This window comes from Nonomuraea wenchangensis, from assembly GCF_900111685.1.
GTDB classification, from domain to species: domain Bacteria; phylum Actinomycetota; class Actinomycetes; order Streptosporangiales; family Streptosporangiaceae; genus Nonomuraea; species Nonomuraea wenchangensis.
In genome coordinates, this window is record NZ_FOHX01000022.1 from 100,698 (window position 1) to 123,261 (window position 22,564).

Consider the following 22,564-nt stretch of genomic DNA (forward strand, 5'->3'; position numbering starts at 1 on the left):
GCGCGAACGACTACCCACCTCGGCACGCTGATGGCGCGGCCACTCTGCGTGCCCGCAGCGCTGTGCGACCCTCAAGGGGCGCCATACTGTGGTGTCGAGTTCGGCCAGTTCCGCTTTCCCCATCCACGCTGACGACGCCGAAGAAGTTGGATCACCTTCGCCGCCAACAGATACTCGCGCGCCATCGCCTGGCTGCCCGCCGGGGCGGTCTGCCACTCCAGATACTTGGCGATCAGGCCCAGATGGTCCGAGCGGGTCTGATCGCGCCCGCCGTAAAGCCGCAGCACCGCCGGCGCCATGCCAGACGAACGCCATATCAGCCGACGTCGGCGTGAAATACCGTCAGTGCTACCGGGACCCCATCGATCCACACAGGAGTACTCTTCGAGACGTGAAACCGCGACCCGCCGCCGACCAGGCCGCGCGGCGTGGCGGCCTGCGCCGGGACGCGGAACGCAACCGGGACCGCATCGTGCGCGCCGCCCGGGAACTCTTCGCCGAGCGCGGCCTCGCCGTCGGCTTCAACGAGGTCGCCCACCACGCCGGCGTCGGCGTCGGCACCGTCTACCGGCGCTTCGCCGACAAGGAGGAGCTCATCCACGCGGCGCTGCGGGAGCCGCTGGGCGAGCTGGCGGAGGTCGCGCAGCGCGCGGGTGAGGCCGAGCGCGCCTGGGACGGCCTCGAACTCCTCCTCGGCAGCATCACCGAGCTCCTGGTGGACAACCTCGGACTGCGGGACGTCGCGCTCGGCGGCGGCGGATGGCGGCTCGGCAGGACCACCGTCGAACGCGTCGCGGAGGTGCTGCAGCACCTGCTCGACCGGGCGCGGGCCGAGGGCGATCTGCGTGACGGCGTCGCCGGCGACGACGTGGTGATGATCCTGTGGCTGGTGACCGACCTGGCGCAGCACTCCGTCCAGGTCCGCCCGGGGCTGTACCGCCGCTATCTGCAGGTCATGCTCGACGGGCTGCGAGCCGCGCCAGGCAGGTCGCCGCTGGTGGAGAAGCCCACCGAGCAGCAGATGTTGACGATCTGCCGGCGCTGGGCGGGCGCGCCCCTCTGAGGACCGTCCCGATGCCTCAGGCCGGTCCGAGCACGTCCGGGGTGATCAGGGCGCGGGCGGTGGCCGCGAAATAGTCCCCGGTGGCGGCCTCGGCGAGGCCGAACGTGACGCCCTGGCTGAGGCCGACCATGAGCGCGCGCAGCGCCGTGGCCAGGCGCCGGGCCTGCCGCGAGGTGACGGCGCTGCCGTCGTGAACCCTGCCGGACAGCAGCGCGGTCAGGCGTTCCTCGTGCGCCCGGACGGAGGCGGCGAGCCTGGGCGCCAGCTCGGGATCGCGCAGGGCCAGGTCCTGGAGGCTGATCTCGAACGACAGGTGGCGCAGCGCGTCGGGGTCGTCGCACAGGCGGCGGTAGTGGCGGGCGAAGACCTCCACCGCCTCCACGAGGCCCATCCCGTCGGGGACGGTCTGCTCGATGCCGCCGTAGTGCGGGGTGAGGTAGTCGGTGACCAGGGCGATCAGCAGTCCGTTCTTGCTGCCGAACAGCGAGTAGACCGCGCCCGTGGTCAGCCCGGCCTGCTCGGCGATCTCCTCCAGCTTCCGCGATCGCGAGCGAACGCCGGGAGCTGGCGGCGATGCTGGAGAGCCTGACGCCCGCCCAGTGGGACGCGCCGACCTTGTGCGCCGGATGGCGGGTACGAGAGGTCGCGGCTCACATGTCGTTCAGGCGCGCGGCGACATCAACCGGATGGCGGATCGGCGGGCCCGCCAGGACGCGGCCGCACTGTCCACGGCCGAGCCGGTCAGCGCCATCCGCGACAACGCCGACCATCCCTGGAGACCTCCGGTCGGTGGCATCACGGCCGCGCGCTCCGGTCAGCACAGGACCGTCAGGCCCGGGCCAGTAGGTCGTCCAGCGGCTCCTCACGGTGCAGGCGCCCGATGGCATCGGCCAGCAGTGGAGCCACCGAGCACACGCTGAGCGGCATCGCCGGCGCGACCGGCTGTGCGAGGGTGTCGGTGACCAGAACCTGCCGGATCGTGGCGCGGCCGAGGCGTTCGGCCGCCGGTTCCACGAACAGTCCATGGGTCGCGACCACGATGATCTCCGGCGCTGCGCCGTGGCCGGCCACGACCTCCACCGCGGCCTCGATCGTGCCGCCGGTACTGATCATGTCGTCGACGATGACCACCGGGCGATCACGGACGTCTCCCACCAGCTCCTCGGCGACCACCCTCGTCCCGCTCAGCCGGGTCTTGCGCACCACCGCCACAGGCCGTGACAGCAAAGCACCGTAATGCTCGGCCAGCTTGACCGCGCCGAGATCAGGCGCGACCACCACGGCCCCGTCCGGCACCTGCTCCCCGAGTGCCTGGGCGAGGGAAGGCACGGCCGTGAGCATCTCCACCGCAACAGCGCAGATGGCCTCCAACGCGGCCGTGTGCGGATCCACGACGATCAGGCGCTGTGTCCCGGCCGAAGCGAGTACGCCGGCGACGACGTGGACCCCGATCGCCTGCCCGGCCCGGCCACGACGGTCCTGACGGGCATACCCGAAATACGGCACGACCGCGGTGACCCGCGCCGCACCCGCCCGCCGGCACGCATCGACCAGCAACAGCAACTCCATCACATGGTCATTGACCGGCGGACCCGTGGCCTGGACCAGGTAGACATCCGCGCCCCCCAGACCATCCACGACGGGCCGGAGTTCCCCGTCCGGAAACCGCTCCACCACCACCGAGGCCGGCTCGATGCCCAGCACCCGGGCGATGGAACCGGCGAGCGCACGATCGGCCGTCCCCGCCACGATCTGTAGAGTCATCGGTGTTCCGCCTCCGCTCGTGACGAGGCATCGGGGCGGCTGCGCCGCCATCCCCACCGGCTTCCTGGCTGATCAGGTCACGGGCTTGCGCAGATCACCTCCACGAAGTGGCCGACCGTCTCCTCGGGCAGGTGCCGAGCCAGGTCGGCCTCGCTGATCAGTCCGACGAGCCGGTGCTCGTCGATCACCGGCAGGCGACGGATCCGGTGCTGCTCCATGGTCTGCAGTACTTGCTGGACGTCCGCGCCGGCCTCGACGGTGACCGGCTTGCCCTGAGCCAGCTCGCCCGCAGTGATCGTGTTCGGGTCGCCTCCAGTGGCGACGCACTTGAGCACGATGTCCCGGTCGGTGATGATGCCATGGAGCCGGTCGTCCTCGCCGCAGATCGGCAACGCCCCGACGTCGAGTTCGCGCATGCGCTGCGCGGCGAAGGCGAGATTCTGGTGCTCGCCGATGCACTCGACGCCTGGATGCATGATGTCCCGTGCCGTGGTCACGATTACCCCCTTCTGGGCAGTCCACCTCTGTCCGGACCACCCGTCCCTCTCTCGGCACTTACCCCTCGGTTCTGCCTCCTACCAGCCATGACGCGATGGGCCGAAGGGTCTTCAGTGGGGAGCCGAGTGACAGCGTCGGCTCAAGGCTCCCCGAGAATCCAAGAATCACCCTGGTGGGCCTTCTCACACTGCTCGATCCTCACCTTCAATACTGCGTTCGAGGGCGAGGCTCACATTCCGCGGCACGCGCTTCCGCATCGATCGCGCCTGGTGGCGTCACACGTCCAGGGTCACCGTGCAGGTCCACTGACCGGCGCGGTGTTCGAAGGTCAGCTGGTGCAGGGCGACGGCCTTGGGCACCGCTCCGGTCTGGGGTATCGCCGTCAGGTCGGCCATGGTCAGGTGGAGGCGGAGACGGTCCTGATCGTGGACGGCCGTCGCTTTGATCGGGATCTGTCCGGTGGTGTCCATCAGGTAGATGACCTCGTCCAAGACGGCTACCAACCGATCCTGAGGTTCGCCGGGTTCGACGTGAAGGTCGCGCTCACTGGTGGCGGCGGCGCCGTCCAGATCGAGGAAGCTGCCCGCCGTGCCGAGCACTGCCTGCGCGATGCATTCCCCGATCGTCGGCGCCCAGGCCTGGATACGGGTGTCGGCGGTATGGGGGAGGGTGCGGTGTCCGGCGTCGGCGCTCATCGGCGTTTCCTTCTGCTCGTTCAGCCTTTGACGACGCCGAGCGGCACCAGGCGGGCGACCTTGCGGCACAGTCCTGCTCCTTCGCTGGCTGTGACCACGGTGTCGACGTCCTTATAGGCCGTGGGCGTCTCCTCGGCCAGCCCTCGCCAGGTCGCGCCGCGTACGACGATGCCCTGTGCCTCCAGCCGGTCGCGTAGTTGCTCGCCGGTGATGGAACGCGCCGCCTGGTGGCGGCTTTGGGTACGGCCCGCGCCGTGGCAGGTGGAGTGGAACGCCTCACCGCCGGGAACTCCGGTGAGCACGTAGGAGGCGGTGCCCATGGTGCCCGGGATCAGCACGGGCTGGCCCGCCGGGGCCAGATCGGCCGGTAGATCGGGATGATACGGCGGCAGCGCCCGGGTGGCACCTTTGCGGTGGACGCACAGTCGCGCGCCGTCGTGTGTTTCGATCTTGGCCAGGTTGTGCGAGACGTCGTACACCAGATCCAGGCCGCAGTCGGCGAGGTCCGCGAAGGCACGCCGTGTGGCCTCGCCGAGCAGTTGCCGGTTGGCGCGCCCGTAGTTGGCCGCGGCGGCCATCGCGCCGAGATACGCGCGGCCTTCGGAAGAATCGACCGGGGCACAGGCGAGTTGCCGGTCGGGCACCGTGATGCCGTAATGCGGCATGACCTTTTCCATCGCACGTACGTGGTCGGTGCAGATCTGGTGGCCGAGCCCACGCGAGCCACAGTGGATCATCACGCACACCTGGCCACGGCGCAGGCCGAACGCGGCCGCCACCGCCTCGTCGTACACCTCCTCCACCGCCTGGATCTCCAGGAAGTGATTTCCGGAGCCGAGGCTGCCCACCTGGTTCAGCCCTCGCTCCATGGCGCGGGAACCGACCTGGGAGACATCGGCGTCGGCGACGGCGCCGAAGTCCTCGCAGCGCTCCAGGTCCCGCGCCACGCCGTGGCCCTGCTCGACCGCGTACCGGGCACCGTCGGACAGGACTCCTTCCAGCTGTGTCCGCCCGGTCAGGTGCCAGACGGCACCACGCGCGGCACCTCGGGGGATGACATGGTCGAGGCGATCCAGGAGCCGGGTCATCCGAGGCGCCAGCAGGTCGCGATCCATGTCGGCGACGAGCAGCCGTACTCCACAGGAAATGTCGAAACCGACCCCGCCCGGGGAGACCACCCCTCCGGCCGTGATGTCGGTGGCGGCCACGCCGCCGATCGGGAATCCGTACCCCCAGTGCAGGTCAGGCATGGCGTAGGAGGCACGGACAATGCCCGGCAGGGTGGCCACGTTGACGACCTGCTGCAACGCCTGATCCTCCGGGAGCAGCTCTCGGGAGGCCAGGATGACGCCGGGCACCCGCATCGGTCCGTGCCGCTCGATGCGGAAGCGATAGGGCGTCTCCTGGACGAGTTGGATCGCGTATCCCATTTTCGCCCCCAATGGCGCAGGTGACGCGTTGGTGTGAGGCATCTGCTGGGAATTTCCCCGTCCCCGGACCGGTGCCAGCGACAGCCTGAGAACTCTCAGCTCACGCGTGTTCCGAGATGGTCGGTGAACCAGTCGCGTGCCAGGTCGGCGACGGTCTCGAGCGCCCCGGGCTCTCCGAACAGGTGGGTGGCATCAGGGATGATCTCCAGGTGGTTCTCGCAGCGCAACTGCTGTTGTGCCGTCTGGTTGAGGCCGAACACCAGTTCGTCCCGGCTGCCCACGATCAGCAGTGTCGCCGCTCGTACCGCGGACAGACGCGGCCCGGCCAGATCTGGGCGTCCGCCTCGGGAGACGACGGCGGCCACCTGGCTGCCCGGTTCCGCCGCCGCCCACAGCGCGGCCGCCGCTCCGGTGCTGGCTCCGAAGTAGCCGACCGGCAGTCCCGCGGCCTGAGGCTGATCGCTCAGCCAGTTGGTCACCTGCGCGAGCCGTCCGGCCAGCAACTCGATGTCGAACACGTTGCCGCGGTCGTACTCTTCTTCTACCGTGAGCAGGTCGAACAGCAAGGTGGCCAAGCCTGCCTGGTTGAGAATCGAGGCCACGTAGTGGTTGCGTGGGCTGTGCCGGCTGCTGCCGCTGCCGTGCACGAAGACCACCACCCCCGCGGTCTCCTCGGGGACGACGAGCCGGCCCGGCAGGCGGACCAGACCGACATTCACCATCACCTCGTCGATCCGCTCCAGTTGATCGGACGTCACCACGCCGGCCTTCCCGCTCACCGCGCCTTCGGCGGCGGGTGCGGCGGCCTGTCGCAGGAGTTTGACCACCTGCTCGTCGGTGGTCTGGGTGAAATCGGCGTACCAGACGCCGATGGCCCATAGAGCGTCAGGTGTCTCCAGGCAGATGACCTCGTCGGCGTCCTGGCGCAGGCTCGCGACAGTGTCGGGCGCGCCGACCGGGACCGCCAAGATCACTCGTGCGGCGCCGCGCGCTCGCGCCACCTGGCAGGCGGCGCGAGCCGTGCCACCGGTCGCGATCCCGTCGTCCACGACGATGACCGTGCGGCCGGCGAGGTCGACCGGTGCGCGGTCACCGCGGAAGCGGCTCGCCCGGCGCAGCACCTCGGCCCGCTCACCCTTCTCTACTGCGGCCATCTCCGCCGGGGTCACGTCCGCCATCCGGACGACCTCGGGATTGATCACGCGTACGCCGCCCTCTCCGACGGCACCGAACCCGAGCTCGGGCTGGAACGGCACGCCCAGCTTGCGGACCACGATCACATCCAGCGGCGCGCCCAAGGCCTGGGCCACTTCGAAGGCCACAGGCACGCCGCCTCTGGGTAGCCCGAGGACGACCACATTCTCCTCGGTGACGATCCCGGTCAAACGCTCGGCCAGACGCACGCCCGCATCATGACGATCAGCGAACATCGGCGTACCTGCCTCCCCCTGGCACTTCGCCGTACCTCACACGAATCCCCACGCCGATGGCGAAGAAACCAAGAGTCATCACCTCGCTGCCTGCGGTGTCACCTCCCACCCCCTGTGCGAGAGCTGCGAAGAGCGAGATCGCGATCGGTCACGTTGCTGCTGGCTTCTCATACTTGCCTGGTGGGCGGAGTCAAGGCGACCAGGCACCGGGCTTCGGCCAGAGCCGCCCGGGCGGCCGGTCCAAGCAGCAGGCAGGTGGGCGAGTCGGTACCGCGGTTGCCGAGTACCAGGAGCGTCGTCTCCTTGATGCCGATTACCCCAAGGGCAAGGACTTGGCCGGCAAGTCGGTGGCCGAGATCGCCGACCGCGTGCTGCCGGCCCTGACCGCGGCCATGAACCTGCTGAAGCAGCAGGATCCGGGCCGAGGCCGGCAACTTCCGCCGCACCGTCCTCGTCGCTGTCGAAACCGCCCAGATGCACCAGGGCCGGCCGAGCCCCGCCACGGCCGAGATGGCCCGCAAGATCACCGGAGCCCTCGACGCCGCCAGGGTGGCCGCCGCGGACGGCGGGGCCGTGCCGGAGACCGCGGCTGGGCAGGATCGCCTGGAGCTGCAGAAGGCGATCGAGGAGATGGTCGAGTCCGGTTTCGTCGGGGTGGGGGTTTCGGTAGCAATCGGCGCGGGTGGAGAGTCCGGCGGCGGCCAGATGCTCGCAGCGCTCCGGCACCGATTTCAGGCGCGGGCGATCGTCCTCGGGGAGGGCGTGGCCGACAGTGCAGGACGTGACGCAAGACGCGCCCCGCGCTCGTCATCTCGCACTTCCAGGAGCGGCAGGCCCGCCGCGTACCGCCGGAAGAAACCGGCGGTCGGGGTGTTCGCGGTCGCGACGGCGTCCGGGGTGCCCTCCGCGATCACCGCGCCCCCGTCCGGACCGGCTCCCGGCCCCAGGTCGATCACCCAGTCCGCGGACGCGGCGACGGGGATGTCATGTTCGGCCACGACGACGGTGTTGCCCGAGTCGAGCAACACGTCGAGCGCATCCACCACACGCTGGATGTCAGACGGGTGCAGGCCCGAGACGGGTTCGTCGAGAACGACAAGACCGGCCTTGCGGCCCGCGGCGGCACCGCGCTGGATCGCGGACGCTAGCTTCAGCCGCTGCGCCTCGCCACCGGACAACTCTGTGGCGCTCTGGCCGAGCTGAAGATAGCCGAGCCCAACCTGGTTCAAGGCTCCCAGGATTTCCGCGAGCTGCCGGGGCTCGGAGAACCGCTCCACCGCCTCGGCGACGGTCAGCTCCAGAACCTGATCGATGGCCAATCCCTGGTACCTGATCTCCAAGGCCTCCGGCTGGTAGCGCCGGCCCTCGCACGCGTCGCAGACCACCCACACATCCGGCAGGAAGTGCATGTCGACCAGCTTGCGGCCATAACCGGTGCAGGTTTCGCAGCGACCACCACCCGCGGTGTTGAAGCTGAACCAGGAGGCATTGACCCCGCGTCCGCGTGCCACGTCGGTTTCGGCGAACAACTTGCGGACGATGTCGAACGCCTTGCTGTAGGTGGCCGGGTTGGACCGCGGCGTGCGCCCGAGCGGTTCCTGATCGACGACGGCGACCCAGTCGAACCCCTTCAGGCCAGTCACCTGTCGCACCGTGTCGATCGTCGTCGCGTTCAGGGTGGCCTCCACGCTCGCCGCGAGCGCGCCGAGCAGGCTGCTCTTGCCGCTGCCGCTCACCCCGGTCAGGCAGGTGAGCCGACCGGCGGGGAAACGCACCAGGTCTGCGGTCACATTGTGCGCACGCAGGCCGTGCAGTTCCACCCAGCAGGTGTCACCCCCGATCGGACGGCGGGTTCGGCGCAGCCGCGGCCCCTCACCGGCCAGATAGCGTCCGGTCAGCGACGTCGGGTGCGCGGCCGCGTCGGCGGGAAGCCCCGACACCAGGACCTCCCCGCCGCGACGGCCCGCGCCTGGGCCCATGTCGATCACCCAGTCGGCCCGGGCGATCAGTTCAGGGTCGTGCTCGACCAGGAGCACCGTGTTGCCGGCCCCGCGTAGCTCCAGGGCGATGTCGAGCAGGTGCGCCTTGTCCGCCGGATGCAGCCCGGTCCCGGGCTCGTCCAGGACGAAGACGATGCCGCTCAGCTCGGTGCTGAGCTGAGCGGCGAGCCGGGTCCGCTGCAACTCACCCCCGGACAGCGTCGCCGCGCTCCGGGACAGCTGGAGATGGGCCAGGCCGAGCCGGTCGAGGATCCCGAGTCTGCGGCCCAGATCCTGCAGCAGCGGCTCGCCCACCTCGCGCTGGCGGGCGCCCAGGTCGCCGACCACACGCTCCGCCCAGCTACGCACCTCCCGTACGTCCACCTCGAGCAGGTCGGGGTAGGTCAGCCCGCTGAGCCGCACGGACCGGGCCACCTGGTCATATCCGCTGCCGCCGCAGGTGCCGCACGGCTGCTTACGCATGTACGGCAGGTAGCGCTGCTTGGCGCTGGAGGTCTGGGCGTTCACGAACACCCGCTCCACCTCGGCCAGCGCGCCCCGCAGCGGCTGGCTCGAGGTGTAGGTCACCGAGACCGTCTCCTTTTTGCTGGTCATGTCGACGGTCGCCTCGACCTTCTCCTCACCCGTGCCGTACAGCACGCAGTGGCGGAACTCCTCCGGCAGCGACCGCCACGGCCGGCTGAGGTCCACGCCGCGCTTGTCGGCGAGCGCCGGCACGAACGCGTGCTCCCCCGACCGCCACTTGGCGTACCAGGGCGAGGCACCCTCGAAGAGCGGAAGCTCCGGATGGGTGATGACCAGGTCCTCCTGCGCCTGCCAGCGCCCGCCCACCCCGTGACAGTCCGCGCAGCTCCCTTCCGGCGTATTGCGGTCGAAATGAGCGGTCGTCAGATGCCCGTTGACGCTCTCCGCCGCCGGGTCCGCGCCGATCCCCGGAAGGCGCGAATACAGCAGTCCCAGATGCCCGTCGATGCCGGTGATCGTCGCGACCGTGGACCGGGGGTTGCGGTTCAGGCGGCGCTGATCGACCGCGAGCGTCGCGCCGAGTCCCCGGATGCGGTCGACCTTCGGCCGATTGCGCTGGGTGATGTACTGCCGCACGAACGGCGAAAGCCCCTCCAGATACCGGAGCTGGGCCTCGTTGTGCACGGTGTCGATGGCCAGCGAGGTCTTGCCGCTGCCACTCACCCCGGTGAAGGCGGTGAGCCATCCCTTGGGGATGCTCACCGACACGTCCCGCAGATTGTTGGTACGAGCTCCCACCACCTCGATGACCTCGCGCCCCATACTCGCGACATCCCGTACGAACGCAGTCAACCTTGATCCACCCTCTCGCAGCAGAACACAGGCGGACGGACCCCCACCCATGTCAAACAAAGTGATTACGCCACAGCGCAGCGGCCGCTCAGCGCGGCGGCGCCGAGCGGCCGCTTGATCAGATCCGCCAGCACCTGGCCGGTCTCGACGCGGCCCGTGCCGCAGATCAAGACCGGGACACCCTGGTGAGCTTGTCGATGCCGGGGGCGTAGGCGGTCATCCAGTGCGGATGCAGCCGGTGGTAGACCACGTCGTTGTCCCAGTCGAAGTAGTCGTCGCCGTAGAAGTCCTTGAAGTAGGCGAGCAGGTCCGGCCAGTCAGCGGCTGGCTCGCCGTTGTCAGGATTGAGGATTTCCACCGTGCCGTGCGTGAACACGCCCAGGTCCTCACCGCGCATGTGCGCGATGCTGATGGCGGGGCGGGCGGCGAGGTGGCGGGCCTTGGCGGCGCTTCGCGCCGTGCCGAAGTGCCACTTGCCGTGCAGGAAGTGCCCGTCCACGCCGCTGATCCGCGGCTCGCCCTTTGCCGTCACGGTGGACAGGGCGAGGGTGCACATGCCGATCAGAATTCGGGTGACCTGCTCTGCGGTCATGGTGTTCGCGGTGACGATCGAGCGGAGGTGTGAGGTGGAGCGGGAAAGGGAGGCTTCGAGGAGAGCCTGAAGTTCCGTGAGCTCCTCGGGCGTTTCGCGCATTGAGGTCCTTGTCCATCCGTGAGGTCCCCGGTCCACACCCACATCGGCGCTGACGGGTGATTTCATGATTGCTCCAAAACCCGACGCCTTGTGTCATGTTTTCATCCGTTCTGCGGACACCGTCGGGCCGCCTGCCCAGCGTCCGTCCTTCGGACGTGGCATAGCGCGCCGGTCAGCGAGCGGCACAGCGGACGAGGCGTCTGCCGCGGCGGCCGGCACGCCGCCCAGCGCATGTTCCACCACATCCATTGGGGCTTCATCCGCGACGCCCTCCGCTACCGGCACGGGACGAGGCCCGAAGTCCGCGCCCTCATCGTCGAGCTCGCCGCTCACGCGCGCGTCCTCGCCTTGACCGGCCGCCGAGCCGCGGAAAGATCAACCCGTCAGGCGAGAAAGAACGCAGCCAGCGTGCGGGCGACCAGCGCCGGGTCGTTCTCCATGGGGATGTGACCGGCCTTTGGCACCCTCACCAGCGCGGTGTTCGGGACCTCACCGGCGAACCGCTCCGCGTAGCCGACCTTCTGGAACGTGTCGTCCTCACCCCACACCAGCAGCTTCGGCGCACCGAGGCGGCCGAGCAGCGTGCTGAGCAGGAACGCCAGGCCGCCGCCGCGCTCGAGGCGGCCCCAGCTCCAGTATGACCATCTTGCCCGTGGCGTTCTGGATCAGCGCCTGGTCAACCGCAGCCCGATTTCCTCACCCGGTCGCATCTCTCCACGGCCAGGGGGAGCCGATCAATTTCCTGGTCAGATTCAACGGAGACCCACCGCCTCCGAACAGCCCGTGTCTGTCCGGGCGGGCCACGCCCGTAACCATGCTTGGTGGGCTGTTAGCGGCTGATGGGCTGGGGTAGCCGCGCTGGTAGGCACGGACATCGGAAAGCTGCTGGCGAGGCGCGATGTGTCTCAGAGCCTCACCAGCATCTTGCCGACGTTGCCGCCGCGCATCATGTCGAGAAAGGCCGAGGGCGCCCGCTCGATGCCCTCGGCCACGGTCACTTCGGTGTGCAGGGAGCCGTCGGCCAGCCAACCGGCCGCCTTCGCGATCCATTCCGGGAACAGGTGGAAGTAGGAGTTGATCAGCATTCCGCGCAGGGTGGCGTCCTTGGCGGCCAGGGTGAACAGGTTGCTCGGGCCGGGGACCGGCTCGGTCGCGTTGTAGGAGCTGATCGCGCCCACCATCGCGATCCTGCCGCCGTGACGCAGTGCGTCGATCGCCGCCACCAGGTGGTCGCCGCCGACGTGGTCGACGTAGACGTCGATGCCGTCGGGCGCGGCCTTGGCCAGTTGTCCGGCGACGGAACCGGCACGGTAGTCGATCGCGGCGTCGTAGCCGAAGTCCTGCACGAGCTTCTTCGCCTTCGGCGTCCCGCCGGCGGAACCGATCACGCGAGAGGCGCCGAGCTTGCGGGCGAGTTGCCCGGCGACGGTGCCCACCGCCCCGGCTGCCGCCGAGACGAGGACCACGTCGCCCTCCCGCACGGGGGCCACGTGTGTCAGGGCCGTGTAGGCGGTCAGCCCCGTCGTGCCCATCACGCCGAGCCATGCCTCGGCGGGGGCCAGGGTGAGGTCGGCGACGGTTGCGGCCGCGGCGTCCACCGCGGCGTACTCGCGCCACCCCAGGAAGTGCACGACGGTCGCGCCCACCGGGAGGTCGTCCGATCGCGAGGCCACGACCTCGCCGATCGCCGAGCCGTCCAGGGGCCGGCCGAGCTGGAACGGCGGCAGGTAGGACTCGGCGTCGTGCATCCGCTCGCGCATGTAGGGATCGACCGACATCCAGGTGTTGCGGACCAGGACCTGGCCCTCGGCCAGGTCGGGCAGCGCGGTGGTGACCAGTTCGAAGTTCTCTGTGCCGGGCTCGCCGAAGGGGCGGGCGGCCAGGTGGATCTCGCGGTTGACGGTCATGGGGTGCTCCTCGTTCGTGGTGCTCTCTGCTTCGGGCTCCACTCTGGAGGGGGTCGCGCACGATCGGCTGGGGGTTCGCTGCGGGTACGGTGACCGCGTGCGATTCGGTGTGCTTGGCCCCCTTTGCGTATGGACCGACGATGGGCGGCCTGTGCGAGTCCCCGAGGTGAAGGTCCGAGCACTGCTCGCCGACCTGCTGGTCCACGAGGGACGTCCGGTGTCTGCCGACCGCCTGGCCGAAGACCTGTGGGGGGACGACCCACCGGGCAACCCCGTCAACACGCTGCAGACCAAGGTGTCCCAGCTGCGCCGCGCCCTGGAGCAGGGGGAGCCGGGAGGTCGCGAGCTGGTGGTCTTCCATGCGCGGGGCTATGTCCTGCGCGCCGCCGATGTGGATGCCGCCCGTTTCGTCGCGCTGCTCGAGCGGGCCCGCGCCGCCACCGACCCGCGGGCGAAGGCGGGGCTGCTGGGGGATGCGCTGGCCCTGTGGCGGGGTCCCGCGTACGCCGACTTCGGCGATGAGGAGTTCGCCCGTGCCGCCGCCACCCGGCTGGAGGAGCAGCGCCTGACCGCGATGGAGGAGTGGGCGGAGGTACGGCTGGAGCTGGGCGAGCACAGCCTGGTGACCGACGAGCTGGGCGAGCTGGTGGCCGCGCACCCGCTGCGCGAACGCCTGCGCGCCGCGCACCTGCACGCGCTCTACCGGTCGGGACGGCAGGCTGAGGCGCTGGCCGGGTACGACGAGCTGCGGCACCGGCTGGCCGACGAGCTGGGCCTGGACCCCGGACCCGAGCTGGCCGCCCTCCACCAGGCGATGCTGCGCCAGGATCCGTCGCTCGCGCCGGCGCGCCCGCGTACGAACCTCCCCGTCCCTCTGACCGGACTGATCGGCCGCGAGCAGGCCGTGGCCGAGGTCGGCGCGCTGCTCGGCTCGGCGCGTCTGGTCACGCTGACCGGTCCGGGCGGCGTCGGCAAGACCAGGCTCGCCCTGGCGGTCGCCGGCCTCGCCATCGACGCCTTTCCCGACGGGGTGTGGTTGGTCGAGCTGTCGGGCACCTCGGGCACCTCGGGCGAGAGGGCGACCGTGGCCGAGGTGGTGGCCGCCGAGCTGGACGTCCGTGACGACACGGCGACCGGTTCGCGTCCCGGTGTGCGCCCGGCCGGCCTTGCGCGCCGGCTCGCCGACGCCTTGCGCGGCCGGCGGCTGCTGCTCGTCCTGGACAACTGCGAGCACGTGGTCGAACCGGTCGCCGAGCTGGTGGACCTGCTCCTGCGGGCCGCCCCGGACCTGCGCGTGCTGACCACGAGCCAGGAGCCGCTGGCGCTCGCTGGGGAGACGCTGTACGTGGTGCCTCCGCTCGGGCTTCCGGTGCCCGGAGCGGATCCGGCGCAGGCCGCCTCCGTGCAGCTGTTCGTGGCCCGTGCCGCGGCCGGTGCGCCCGGGTTCGTGCTGGACGAGGTCAGCGCGCCCTCAGTGGCGGCGATCTGCAGGAGGCTGGACGGCCTGCCACTCGCGCTGGAACTGGCCGCCGCCCGGGTACGCGCGCTGGGGGTGCGCGGTGTTGCCGACCGGCTGGACGACCGCTTCCACCTGCTCACCGTGTCGGGCCGGGGACGGCCCGCCCGCCAGCAGACCCTGCGCGCGATGATCGACTGGAGCTGGGAGCAGCTCACCGAGCAACAGCGGCTGATCCTGCTCCGGCTGGCCGTTCACCCAGGAGGCTGCACGCTGGAGGCGGCCGAGGTGGTGTGCGCGGGCTCCGGACTGGACCCTGCGGCGGACGTCGCCGATGTGCTGGATCAGCTGGTGGCCAGGTCGATGGTCGAGTCCTCCGGCGGGATCCGTTATCGGCTGCTGGAGTCGATCGCCGCTTACTGTCTGGAACGGCTCGCCGACGGCGACCCCGTCTTCCAGCGCCGCGACCTCTACTACACCGAGCTGGCCGAACGGGCCAGACCTCACCTCCACGGTCACGCCCAGCGCGAATGGCTGGAGCGCTTGGACATCGAGGCTCCCAACCTGCGGGCCACGCTCGAGCACATCACCGACCCCACGCTGGCGCTGCGCCTGGCCGACGCCCTGGCGTGGTACTGGTATCTGCGCGGCAGACACCGCGAGGCCCGCGCCTCCATCGCCGCGGCCTTGGCGCTGCCCGGCGCGGAGTGCTCCAGGACGGCGGCGTGGGAGACCGGGTTCGCGATGCTGACCGGCGACGGCACCGACTTGCTGCTGCGTAGCCGTGCCGCAGCGCAGACGCTGGACGCCCGCGACGCACGGTCACGCTGGTTCCTGGCACTCGCGCATCTGAGCTTCGGGGACGCCGCCACGGCCGAGGGCCTGCTGACGGAGGCACTGGCCGGATTCCGCGCCGCCGGCGACCGCTGGGGCGAGGCAGCGGCGCTGGCGGGCCGCGCCAAGCAAGCGATGTTCCAGGGTGACCACGCCCTCGCCGAACGGTCCGGCACCCAGAGTCTGACGATCTTCGGTGACCTCGGCGACGGCTGGGGGCTACTGCAGGCATCCGACATGCTCGGCTACCTCGCCGAGATCACCGGCGACTATGAGCGGGCCGCCCGCCTGCACCGCGAGGGCCTGCGCATCGCCGAGGACCTGAGGCTGTGGACCGACGCGTCCTACCGGCTTTCCAGCCTCGGGCGGCTCGCCCTGCTGACCGGGCACCTGGACGTATCACGGGAGCTGCATGAGCGGGGGATGCGCCGGGCAGCCGAGCAGTCCGACAACTTCGCCGAGGAGTTCGCCCGGGTCGGCCTCGGCCTCGTGGCCCGCCGCGCCGGCGACCTCGACACCGCCGAGCGGCTCTTCCAACAGTCGCTGGCCTGGAACCGCCGCCTGGAAGCCGACTACGGCGTGCCCTTCTACGGCATGACGCTACTGCTGGCCGAGCTCGGCTTCATCGCCGAACAGCGCGGCGACCCTGCCACGGCCAGATCGCTGCACCTGGAAGGGCTCGCCACGGCCCGCGAAGCCGGCGATCCTCGCGCCATCGCCCTGGCCCAGGAGGGGCTGGCCGGGGTCGCGGCGGCCGAGGGCGCCTACGAGGAGGCGGCGGCCCTGCTGGAGGAAGCCGCCGCGCTCAGGGCGTCGGTCGGCGCACCCCTGCCGGCCGCGGAACGCGGCGACGTCGACCGGATCGCCGCCGCCGTCCGCAAGGCGCTGGGCGGGAAGGCGTCCGTGCGCTGACCCCCAGCCGCTCGTGCGCGCGTTCCGTCAGGGTCATGCCGTCAACCACTGACGGAGGAGTAACGCGATGCGAGCCCTGACCTTCAACCCGGGCCTCTCCTTGCATGTCGTGCCCGACCCGGTGCCCACGCCCTCCGAGGCGCTGGTCCAGGTTGCGGCATTTTCGCTCAACTTCGGCGAGATCGCCTACACAAGCGCGAACGTCCGGGCCGGGCACGTCCCGGGATGGGATGCTGCCGGGGTGGTCGTCCAGGCCGCCGCCGACGGTTCGGGCCCTGCCGCCGGCACCCGTGTGGTCACGTTCGGCTGGTCGGGGGCCTGGGCGGAGATGCGCGCCGTGGACACCGCCGAGCTGGCCGTCGTTCCTGCCGCCGTCGACCTGGGGCCGGCCAGCGCCCTACCGGTCGCCGGAGTCACGGCGCTGCAGGCCCTCCGCCGGCTCGGCCCGGTGGCGGGCCGCCGGGCCCTGGTCACCGGGGCGTCCGGCGGCGTCGGCCGCTTCGCCGTACAGCTCGCCGCCCGTGCTGGAGCGCGTGTCGTGGCCTCCGCCGGCAGTCCCGCCCGCGCGCAGGGCCTGCGCGAACTGGGCGCCACGGAGATCGTCATCGGTCCGGAGAACCTGGAGGGCCGCCTGTATGGCGTGCTGGACAACGTGGGCGGGCACCAGCTCGCGCAGGCGTTCTATCGGCTTGAGGACGACGGCGTGGTGATGGCCATCGGACGGGCGGCCCGCGAGGCCACGGTCATCGACTTCGAGCTCGCGGGCACGCGATCGGCGCGGGGGCGGATCGAGAACTTCAACGTGACCACGCCGTTCGGCGCCGACCTTGCTCACCTGATCGGGCTACTGGCTGCCGGCGAGCTGGATGCGCAGATCGGCTGGCGCGGGCCGTGGAATAGGGCGATGGAGGCCGCCGACGCGCTGCTCGCTCGCCGCGTCGCCGGAAAAGCGGTCCTCGACGTATGACCGACGGAGCCGTGCCGGGCGACGCGCGCCGGCGCCGGTGCCGGCGATGGTGCCCGCCGCCAAATCGCGCTTGAACGGGGGATTTCGACAGTGTGCTTCCGAGGCCGAGTGTCGTGATGGAGGAGCGATCGGAGGCTGCTCGAGCGTGGGACGAACCATCCGCACCGGCCACGGTGATCAATGCTCCGGCGTTCAGATTCCGGTTTTCTCGAAGGTCAGCGCGACAGGCGCTCGTCTGCTCGCCGAGTCGGAGCGAGCAGACGAGCGTGGGGCCGCTCGGTGGCGTGGGTCTACATGGTCGTCCCGCCTGAGACGTCGAGCCGGTGTCCGGTGACGTAGCGGCTGTCGTCGGAGGCCAGGAAGGCGACGGTGTCGGCCACGTCCTGCGGCGTGCCGAGCCGGCCGAGGGGCGTCTGTGACGACAGCCAGGCCAGGGCTTCGCCGACCAGGCGTCCTTGGTGCATGTCGGTGTCGATGACGCCGGGGGCCACGAGGTTGACCGTGATGCCGCGCGGCCCGAGCTGCTTGGCCAGGGCGACGGTCATGACGTCGAGCGGGGCCTTGGACATGGCGTAGTCGATCGCCCTGGGCATGGCCGCCCCGCGGGTCAGCATGGTGCCCACGGTGATGATCCGCCCGCCGTCGCGCAGTCGTGGCAGGGCTTGCTGGGTGATGAGGAACGGTGCGGTGGTGTTGACCGCGAGCAGGCGCTCAAGGCCCTGCCGGGTGACGCCGTCGATCTCGCTCTGGCCGCCGAGGATGCCCGCGTTGTTGACCAGGACGTCCAGCCCGTCGGCGTGCGCGTCGAAGGCGGTCCACAGGGCTTCGGCGTCGCCGGGCGCGCCCAGCTCGGCCTGGACGGCGAAGGCCCGCCCGCCGGACGCTTCGATGGCGGCGACGGTGTCCTTGGCGGCGGCGTGGCTGCCGCCGTAGTGCACGGCGACGCGGGCGCCTTCGCGGGCCAGCCGGGTGGCGATCGCGCGGCCGATGCCCCGGCTCGCGCCGGTCACCAGCGCCGTCTTGCCGGTCAATGTCGTCATGATCATGCCTTTCTGCTTCATGCGGTGTAGGGGGTGGTGGCCTTGGCGTCGCGCAGGATGCGCGCCCACCAGGTCACCTGGTCCAGCAGGGCCTTGGCGGCCGCGGCCGGGCCGACCGGGTCCTTCGGCTGTCCGTTGCCGTCGAAGCACTCCCAGGCGCCGTGGAAGCTGACGGTGTCGCGGGTGGTGACGGCGTGCAGTTCGGCGAAGACGGCACGCAGGTGCTCCACCGCGCGCAGGCCTCCGGAGATGCCGCCGTAGGAGACGAACGCCACTGGCTTGGCGTGGAACTGCTGGTTGTGCCAGTCGATGACGTTCTTCAGGCCGGCCGGGTAGCTGTGGTTGTACTCGGGGGTCACCACCACGAACGCGTCGGCGGCCGCCAGCCGCGGGGTCAATTCGCCCAGGGCCTCCAGCACCGGCGCGGGCGCGGGCATCGACGGGGCGACCCCGCCGATCGGCACCTCGGCCAGGTCGATCACATCGATGTCGAGGTCCGGGCGGGCTGCGGCCTGGCTGGCGAACCAGCCGGCCACGGTCGGGCCGAAGCGGCCGTCGCGGACGCTGCCGATAACGACGGCCAGCCTCAGCGGGTCAGTGGTCACGGTGTTCTCCCTTCGTGCCGGCGGCCTGTCGCAGGGCTGCCAGGAGTGTTGTCTCGGTCTGGGATCCGGTGAGCGGGGGCAGGTTCTCGATGAGGAAGACCGGCACGCCGGTGATGCCGAGGCGGCGCACGCGGTCGAGCCGGGCGCGCACTTCCCGGGAAGGCACGTGGCCGGGGGTGACACCGACCTCGGCGGCCAGTCGGGCGAGCGTGGCGGGGTCGCCGATGTGCAGCCCGTCGGTGAAGTGGGCGCGAAAGAGGCGCTCTGCCATGGGCTCGGCTCTGTCCTGGTGCCCAGCGTCGGCGATGAGGCGGTGGGCGTCGAAGGTGCCGGTGGCGATCGCCTTGCCGTACTCGAACCGGATGCCTTCGCGGGCGGCGCGTTCGGCGAAGGCGAGCGCGCCGGCGGCCGCTTGCGGGCCGAAGGTCTGTTCCAGGACCACCAGGAGCGGCTGCCCGCCGGCCGGGGCGCCTGGGGCGAGCTCGAAGGGCAGGAACGTCACCGTCACCTGCACGCCCTCGGCCCTGAGCAGGTCGGCGGCACGGGCGAAGCGGGTGTAGCCGAGGTAGGAATGCGCGCAGATGACGTCCATGACGAGCTGGACTTTCACACTCTGTGGCATGGGTGCCCCCTCACGCGGCCGCGGTGGCCGGCTCGGCCGCCGGGGCGCCATCACGCAGGGGGACCTCGCGGATGAACCAGGCCAGCACGAAGGCGAGGGCGCCCAGCGCGGCGGCGCCGAGGGCCATGACGTGGATGCCGTCGGAGACGGCGGAGCGAACCGCCTCCCGTGCGGCGGGCGTGAGCCGGATTTGCGCTTCGGGCGTCAAGGCGATCCGGGTGGCGCTCTCCGCGCCGAGGCGGTCGATGAGGGTGTCCTGCATCCGGGTGGTGTACAGGGCGCCCAGGGCGGCCACTCCCAGCGAGGCGCCCATGGTGTGCCAGAGGGTGACCGAGCCGCTGGCCGCCCCCATGTCGCGGGGTTCGGCGCTGTTGACGGTGATGATCGTGGTGGACTGCATGAGCAGGCCCACCCCGAGGCCGCCGATCAGCGTCAGGGCGGAGGCGAGCGCCAGGTTGACGCCGGGGCGCAGGAGGAGCAGCGCGAGCATGCCGGCCGTCACGGTGGCGCCGCCGAGGATCGGGTAGATCCGGTAGCGGCCGTTGCGGCTGATCAGCCGTCCGGTGCCGATCAGTACGGCGACCATGCCGAGCATCGCGGGCAGGATCAGCAGGCCACTGGCGATCGGTGAGGCGCCGTGGACGAGTTGCATGTACTGGGGCAGGAAGGTGGCGGCCACCACCATGCCGACGCCGCCGAGGAAGCGGATGACCTGGGCGAGGGTGAAGTTGCGGTCGGCGAACAGCCGCAGCGGGACGATCGGCTCGCTCGCGCGCCTCTCCACGACCAGCAGGACGCCCAGCGCCGCAAGCCCGATCAGGACCAGGGCCAGGATCGCAGGCGAACTCCAGGCGTACCGGGTGCCGCCCCAGCTGGCGACCAGGCTCAGCGCGACCAGGACCACTGTCAGCAGCAGCGCCCCGAGACAGTCGATCCGGGCCCTGATCCGGCGCCGCTCCAGCCGCACGGCGGCACCGATGAGCAGCAGGGCGACCGCGCCGATCGGCAGGTTGACGAAGAACGCCCACCGCCAGCCCACGTCGGCGAACAGGCCACCGAGCAACGGCCCGGCGATGAACGCGATCGGCATCATCACCCCGAACAGCCCCATCAGCCTGCCGCTGTGCCGGGGCGGCACCAGCTCGCTGATCAGCGCCAGAGCACCGGTCATCAGCCCGCCCGCGCCCAGTCCCTGCACCATCCGGAAGCCGACGAGCTGGATCATGTCCTGCGCGGTTCCCGACAGCCCGGACCCCAGCAGGAACACCGCGATCGCGGCCATGTAGACCGCCTTGCGGCCGTACAGGTCGCCGAGTTTCCCCCAGATCGGCGTCGAGGCGGCCATGCAGATCAGGTAGGCCGTCGCCACCCAGGAGAAGTACTCCAGGCCGCCGAGGTCTTTCACGATCGCCGGCAATGCGGGCCCGAGCATCATGCCGTCCAAGGGCGCTGTGATCATGCCCAGCATCACGCCGATCACGCCCATGCGAAGAGATCGATCCACGCTTCCTCCATTTCGCGTACTTCGTACGTGAAATGGACCATAGCTATTCAGGTACCATGTACGCAAATGGAAGGGAGATACGCATGGCCGACGCGGACGCGACCAGCATCTGGATGCGGCCGGAGGGGCACGAGCGCTCCGGCCCGGGACGGCGCCCCGGCTACAGCCGTGAGCAGATCACCCGGACGGCCGTCCGGATCGCCGACGCCGAAGGAGCTGAGGCCGCCACCATGCGGCGGATCGCGGGCGAGCTGGGCACCGGCGCCATGTCGCTCTACCGCTACGTACCCCGGCGCGACGACCTGTTCGACCTCATGATCGACCTGGCGATGAGCGAGATCGAGCTCCCCGACGGCCCGTCCGGTGACTGGCGCGGCGACCTGACGCTGCTGGCCCGGCGGACCCGGGCCGCCGGCCTACGCCATCCCTGGCTGATCGCGCTGCTCACCAGCCGGCCCACGCTGGGCCCCAACCTGCTGCGCGTGCACGAGTTCGCACTCAGCGCCTTCAACGGGACCGGGCTCGACATCGACGACATCACCGGCTTCGTCGGCATGCTGAACGACTACCTACACAGCGCGATCCGCCGCGAGATCGGCTGGCTGGAGGAGGCCCGCCGCACCGGCCTGGACCCCGAACGCTGGAAGCGGGACTACATGGGGCCGTACGTCCGCCAGGTCGTCGCATCCAACGCCTTCCCCCTGTTCAACCGCTCGGTTCTCGACTCCCGCACCGCCCACCTCGCCCCCGAGGAACGCTTCCGCCAGGGACTCGACCGCATCCTCGACGCCATCGCCGTGCTCATCCCATCGCTCTGTCCTCGTTCAGCAGGAAGTCAGCAACGCTCCTGCGGAGGATGAGCAAGGCGACGACTGTCCGGTCTCAACGAAGCAGGCGGGGCAGCAGGTGGGCGGTGCCGCTGTCCCGCCAGGATCTCCGCGGCCCGGGCCGCGGTCTCCTGCAGCATCCGCCACAGGGTCTTCTCGCGCAGCGGGATGTCGCGGCGGGACAGCAGCCGGTGGATGGTGGCCTTGGCGACCGCGCGTGGTTTCGTCGGCCGGCGCATGCCGCCGTGCCTGCGATGGTGCGAGTACGGGTCAGAACCGCTGTAACCCCGTCACCCGCAAGAGATCAAGTGCCGCCGCTTCGGAGGAGCCCGGCTGCTCCCACGACGGAGTTCTTCGATCATCCGGACGAGGTCCGGGTCGCGAGGATAGCGGGCCTGAGCGGCGCGCAGGGTGCCGACCGAGGCGCGGGCCGCGGCATCGTCCTCGCCCGCGTTCAAGGCGACCTGGCAGCGGCTGCTGCCGAGAAAGCGCTGCCAGATGAGGTTGCGCCGATGGCGGGGCCAGGCGGACATGTCGCCCTGCAGCGCCGCCGCCAGCGGGTTCCAGGCCAGTACGTCGCCCTTGGCCGACAGCACCAGTACGGGCAGGTCCGACATGCGGTCCAGCAGTCGCAGAACGCTCCGCCGTACGACCATCTGGATGCGCCCGTTGTGCGGCGGCTCGTACCCGGCCAGCCGGAACACCAGGTCGCGGTCGTCGTCGTCGAGCCTCAGCGCCTGGGCCAGCGCGGCGACGACCTGACTCGACGGCCGGGGACCGCGGCCCTGCTCCAGGCGTACGACGTAGTCGACACTCAGGCCCGCGAGCATGGCCACCTCCTCCCTGCGCAGCCCCCTGACCTGGCGGCGAGACCCCGCCGGCAGCCCGATGTCCTGCGGACGCAGGCGCGATCGAGCCGTACGGAGCACTTCGGCGAGTTCGGCGCGGTTCGTATCTCGATCATGCCGCACCGTCCGGCTCGCACGGGTGGTATGGCCA

At 70.7% G+C, this 22,564-nt stretch carries 21 protein-coding genes and 2 pseudogenes; 5 read left to right on the top strand and 18 right to left on the bottom strand.

The annotated features are described in order from the left end of the window. Positions 1 to 71: 71 nt before the first annotated feature. Positions 72 to 299, bottom strand: coding sequence for a DUF4158 domain-containing protein (locus tag BMW85_RS50055; protein WP_177241159.1), 228 nt, complete (start codon positions 297 to 299; stop codon positions 72 to 74). Between the two features lie 92 nt (positions 300 to 391). Here BMW85_RS50055 and BMW85_RS42385 point away from each other — a divergent pair, with 92 nt between their 5' ends. Further along, entirely contained in the window at positions 392 to 1,063 is a 672-nt protein-coding gene (locus BMW85_RS42385; RefSeq protein ID WP_177241160.1) for a TetR/AcrR family transcriptional regulator, read from the top strand. A 16-nt stretch (positions 1,064 to 1,079) separates the two neighbouring features. Here BMW85_RS42385 and BMW85_RS51650 read toward each other — a convergent pair whose 3' ends face one another. Both BMW85_RS51650 and BMW85_RS52690 read right to left on the bottom strand, forming a co-directional pair. Further along, the gene (locus BMW85_RS51650) at positions 1,080 to 1,454 is read right to left on the bottom strand and encodes a hypothetical protein (RefSeq protein ID WP_245775388.1); all 375 of its coding nucleotides are present in this window, start codon (positions 1,452 to 1,454) and stop codon (positions 1,080 to 1,082) included. Between the two features lie 69 nt (positions 1,455 to 1,523). Then, a pseudogene (locus BMW85_RS52690) lies at positions 1,524 to 1,598 on the bottom strand (TetR family transcriptional regulator); the annotation flags it as partial. An 8-nt stretch (positions 1,599 to 1,606) separates the two neighbouring features. Between BMW85_RS52690 and BMW85_RS42395 the strand changes: the two are divergent. Continuing rightward, positions 1,607 to 1,909, top strand: coding sequence for a maleylpyruvate isomerase N-terminal domain-containing protein (locus BMW85_RS42395; protein ID WP_425434417.1), 303 nt, complete (start codon positions 1,607 to 1,609; stop codon positions 1,907 to 1,909). Here BMW85_RS42395 and BMW85_RS42400 read toward each other — a convergent pair. The 10 genes and pseudogenes from BMW85_RS42400 to BMW85_RS42445 form a co-directional block, all read right to left on the bottom strand. Beyond that, complete coding sequence (locus BMW85_RS42400) at positions 1,892 to 2,827, bottom strand: ribose-phosphate diphosphokinase (RefSeq protein ID WP_091093012.1); 936 nt, start codon at positions 2,825 to 2,827, stop codon at positions 1,892 to 1,894. The two genes, BMW85_RS42395 and BMW85_RS42400, sit on opposite strands and share 18 nt — an antisense overlap. 77 nt (positions 2,828 to 2,904) lie before the next feature. Further along, positions 2,905 to 3,324: a CBS domain-containing protein gene (locus BMW85_RS42405; RefSeq protein ID WP_091093013.1), complete on the bottom strand. Its 420-nt coding sequence runs from the start codon at positions 3,322 to 3,324 to the stop codon at positions 2,905 to 2,907. A 276-nt stretch (positions 3,325 to 3,600) separates the two neighbouring features. Next, positions 3,601 to 4,020, bottom strand: coding sequence for an archease (locus tag BMW85_RS42410; RefSeq protein WP_091093015.1), 420 nt, complete (start codon positions 4,018 to 4,020; stop codon positions 3,601 to 3,603). Between the two features lie 20 nt (positions 4,021 to 4,040). Then, on the bottom strand, positions 4,041 to 5,327 hold the full coding sequence (locus tag BMW85_RS42415) for an RtcB family protein (protein ID WP_281249686.1): 1,287 nt from the start codon (positions 5,325 to 5,327) through the stop codon (positions 4,041 to 4,043). A gap of 218 nt (positions 5,328 to 5,545) precedes the next feature. Then, complete coding sequence (locus BMW85_RS42420; protein WP_245775389.1) at positions 5,546 to 6,853, bottom strand: phosphoribosyltransferase; 1,308 nt, start codon at positions 6,851 to 6,853, stop codon at positions 5,546 to 5,548. A gap of 758 nt (positions 6,854 to 7,611) precedes the next feature. Next, positions 7,612 to 10,167: an excinuclease ABC subunit UvrA gene (locus BMW85_RS42430; protein WP_091093019.1), complete on the bottom strand. Its 2,556-nt coding sequence runs from the start codon at positions 10,165 to 10,167 to the stop codon at positions 7,612 to 7,614. Between the two features lie 196 nt (positions 10,168 to 10,363). Next, positions 10,364 to 10,891, bottom strand: a complete 528-nt coding sequence (locus BMW85_RS42435; RefSeq protein ID WP_091093021.1) for a pyridoxamine 5'-phosphate oxidase family protein — start codon at positions 10,889 to 10,891, stop codon at positions 10,364 to 10,366. Between the two features lie 93 nt (positions 10,892 to 10,984). Further along, the gene (locus BMW85_RS48985; RefSeq protein ID WP_143082599.1) at positions 10,985 to 11,224 is read right to left on the bottom strand and encodes a hypothetical protein; all 240 of its coding nucleotides are present in this window, start codon (positions 11,222 to 11,224) and stop codon (positions 10,985 to 10,987) included. A gap of 50 nt (positions 11,225 to 11,274) precedes the next feature. Continuing rightward, positions 11,275 to 11,529 (bottom strand): annotated as a pseudogene (locus tag BMW85_RS52410) (alpha/beta fold hydrolase); the annotation flags it as partial. Between the two features lie 267 nt (positions 11,530 to 11,796). Continuing rightward, entirely contained in the window at positions 11,797 to 12,798 is a 1,002-nt protein-coding gene (locus tag BMW85_RS42445) for an NADP-dependent oxidoreductase (RefSeq protein ID WP_091093024.1), read from the bottom strand. A 166-nt stretch (positions 12,799 to 12,964) separates the two neighbouring features. Here BMW85_RS42445 and BMW85_RS42450 point away from each other — a divergent pair, with 166 nt between their 5' ends. Both BMW85_RS42450 and BMW85_RS42455 read left to right on the top strand, forming a co-directional pair. Next, complete coding sequence (locus BMW85_RS42450) at positions 12,965 to 16,000, top strand: AfsR/SARP family transcriptional regulator (RefSeq protein ID WP_245775391.1); 3,036 nt, start codon at positions 12,965 to 12,967, stop codon at positions 15,998 to 16,000. Between the two features lie 67 nt (positions 16,001 to 16,067). Beyond that, positions 16,068 to 16,967 (top strand): zinc-binding dehydrogenase, encoded by a 900-nt coding sequence (locus BMW85_RS42455; protein WP_091093030.1) that lies wholly within the window; start codon positions 16,068 to 16,070, stop codon positions 16,965 to 16,967. Positions 16,968 to 17,257: 290 nt separating this feature from the next. On the opposite strand, the gene BMW85_RS42460 is transcribed toward BMW85_RS42455, so the two are convergent. From BMW85_RS42460 to BMW85_RS42475, 4 genes are read right to left on the bottom strand one after another with little or no spacing between them, the layout of a single operon-like run. After that, positions 17,258 to 18,007 carry an SDR family oxidoreductase gene (locus BMW85_RS42460; RefSeq protein ID WP_091093138.1) on the bottom strand — a complete coding sequence of 250 codons (750 nt, stop codon included), beginning with the start codon at positions 18,005 to 18,007 and terminating at the stop codon, positions 17,258 to 17,260. Between the two features lie 17 nt (positions 18,008 to 18,024). Next, complete coding sequence (locus BMW85_RS42465; protein WP_091093032.1) at positions 18,025 to 18,612, bottom strand: NADPH-dependent FMN reductase; 588 nt, start codon at positions 18,610 to 18,612, stop codon at positions 18,025 to 18,027. Beyond that, positions 18,602 to 19,234 (bottom strand): DsbA family oxidoreductase, encoded by a 633-nt coding sequence (locus BMW85_RS42470; protein WP_177241161.1) that lies wholly within the window; start codon positions 19,232 to 19,234, stop codon positions 18,602 to 18,604. Before BMW85_RS42470 ends, BMW85_RS42465 begins: the two co-directional genes overlap by 11 nt. A 10-nt stretch (positions 19,235 to 19,244) precedes the next feature. After that, positions 19,245 to 20,738 (bottom strand): MDR family MFS transporter, encoded by a 1,494-nt coding sequence (locus BMW85_RS42475; protein ID WP_245775392.1) that lies wholly within the window; start codon positions 20,736 to 20,738, stop codon positions 19,245 to 19,247. Positions 20,739 to 20,821: 83 nt separating this feature from the next. On the opposite strand from BMW85_RS42475, the gene BMW85_RS42480 reads away from it, so the two are divergent. Further along, positions 20,822 to 21,598 (top strand): TetR/AcrR family transcriptional regulator, encoded by a 777-nt coding sequence (locus tag BMW85_RS42480; protein WP_177241162.1) that lies wholly within the window; start codon positions 20,822 to 20,824, stop codon positions 21,596 to 21,598. Positions 21,599 to 21,855: 257 nt separating this feature from the next. Here the strand turns inward: BMW85_RS42480 and BMW85_RS42490 are convergent, their stop codons facing one another. Continuing rightward, positions 21,856 to 22,536 (bottom strand): helix-turn-helix domain-containing protein, encoded by a 681-nt coding sequence (locus BMW85_RS42490; protein ID WP_091093040.1) that lies wholly within the window; start codon positions 22,534 to 22,536, stop codon positions 21,856 to 21,858. Positions 22,537 to 22,564 lie beyond the last annotated feature (28 nt).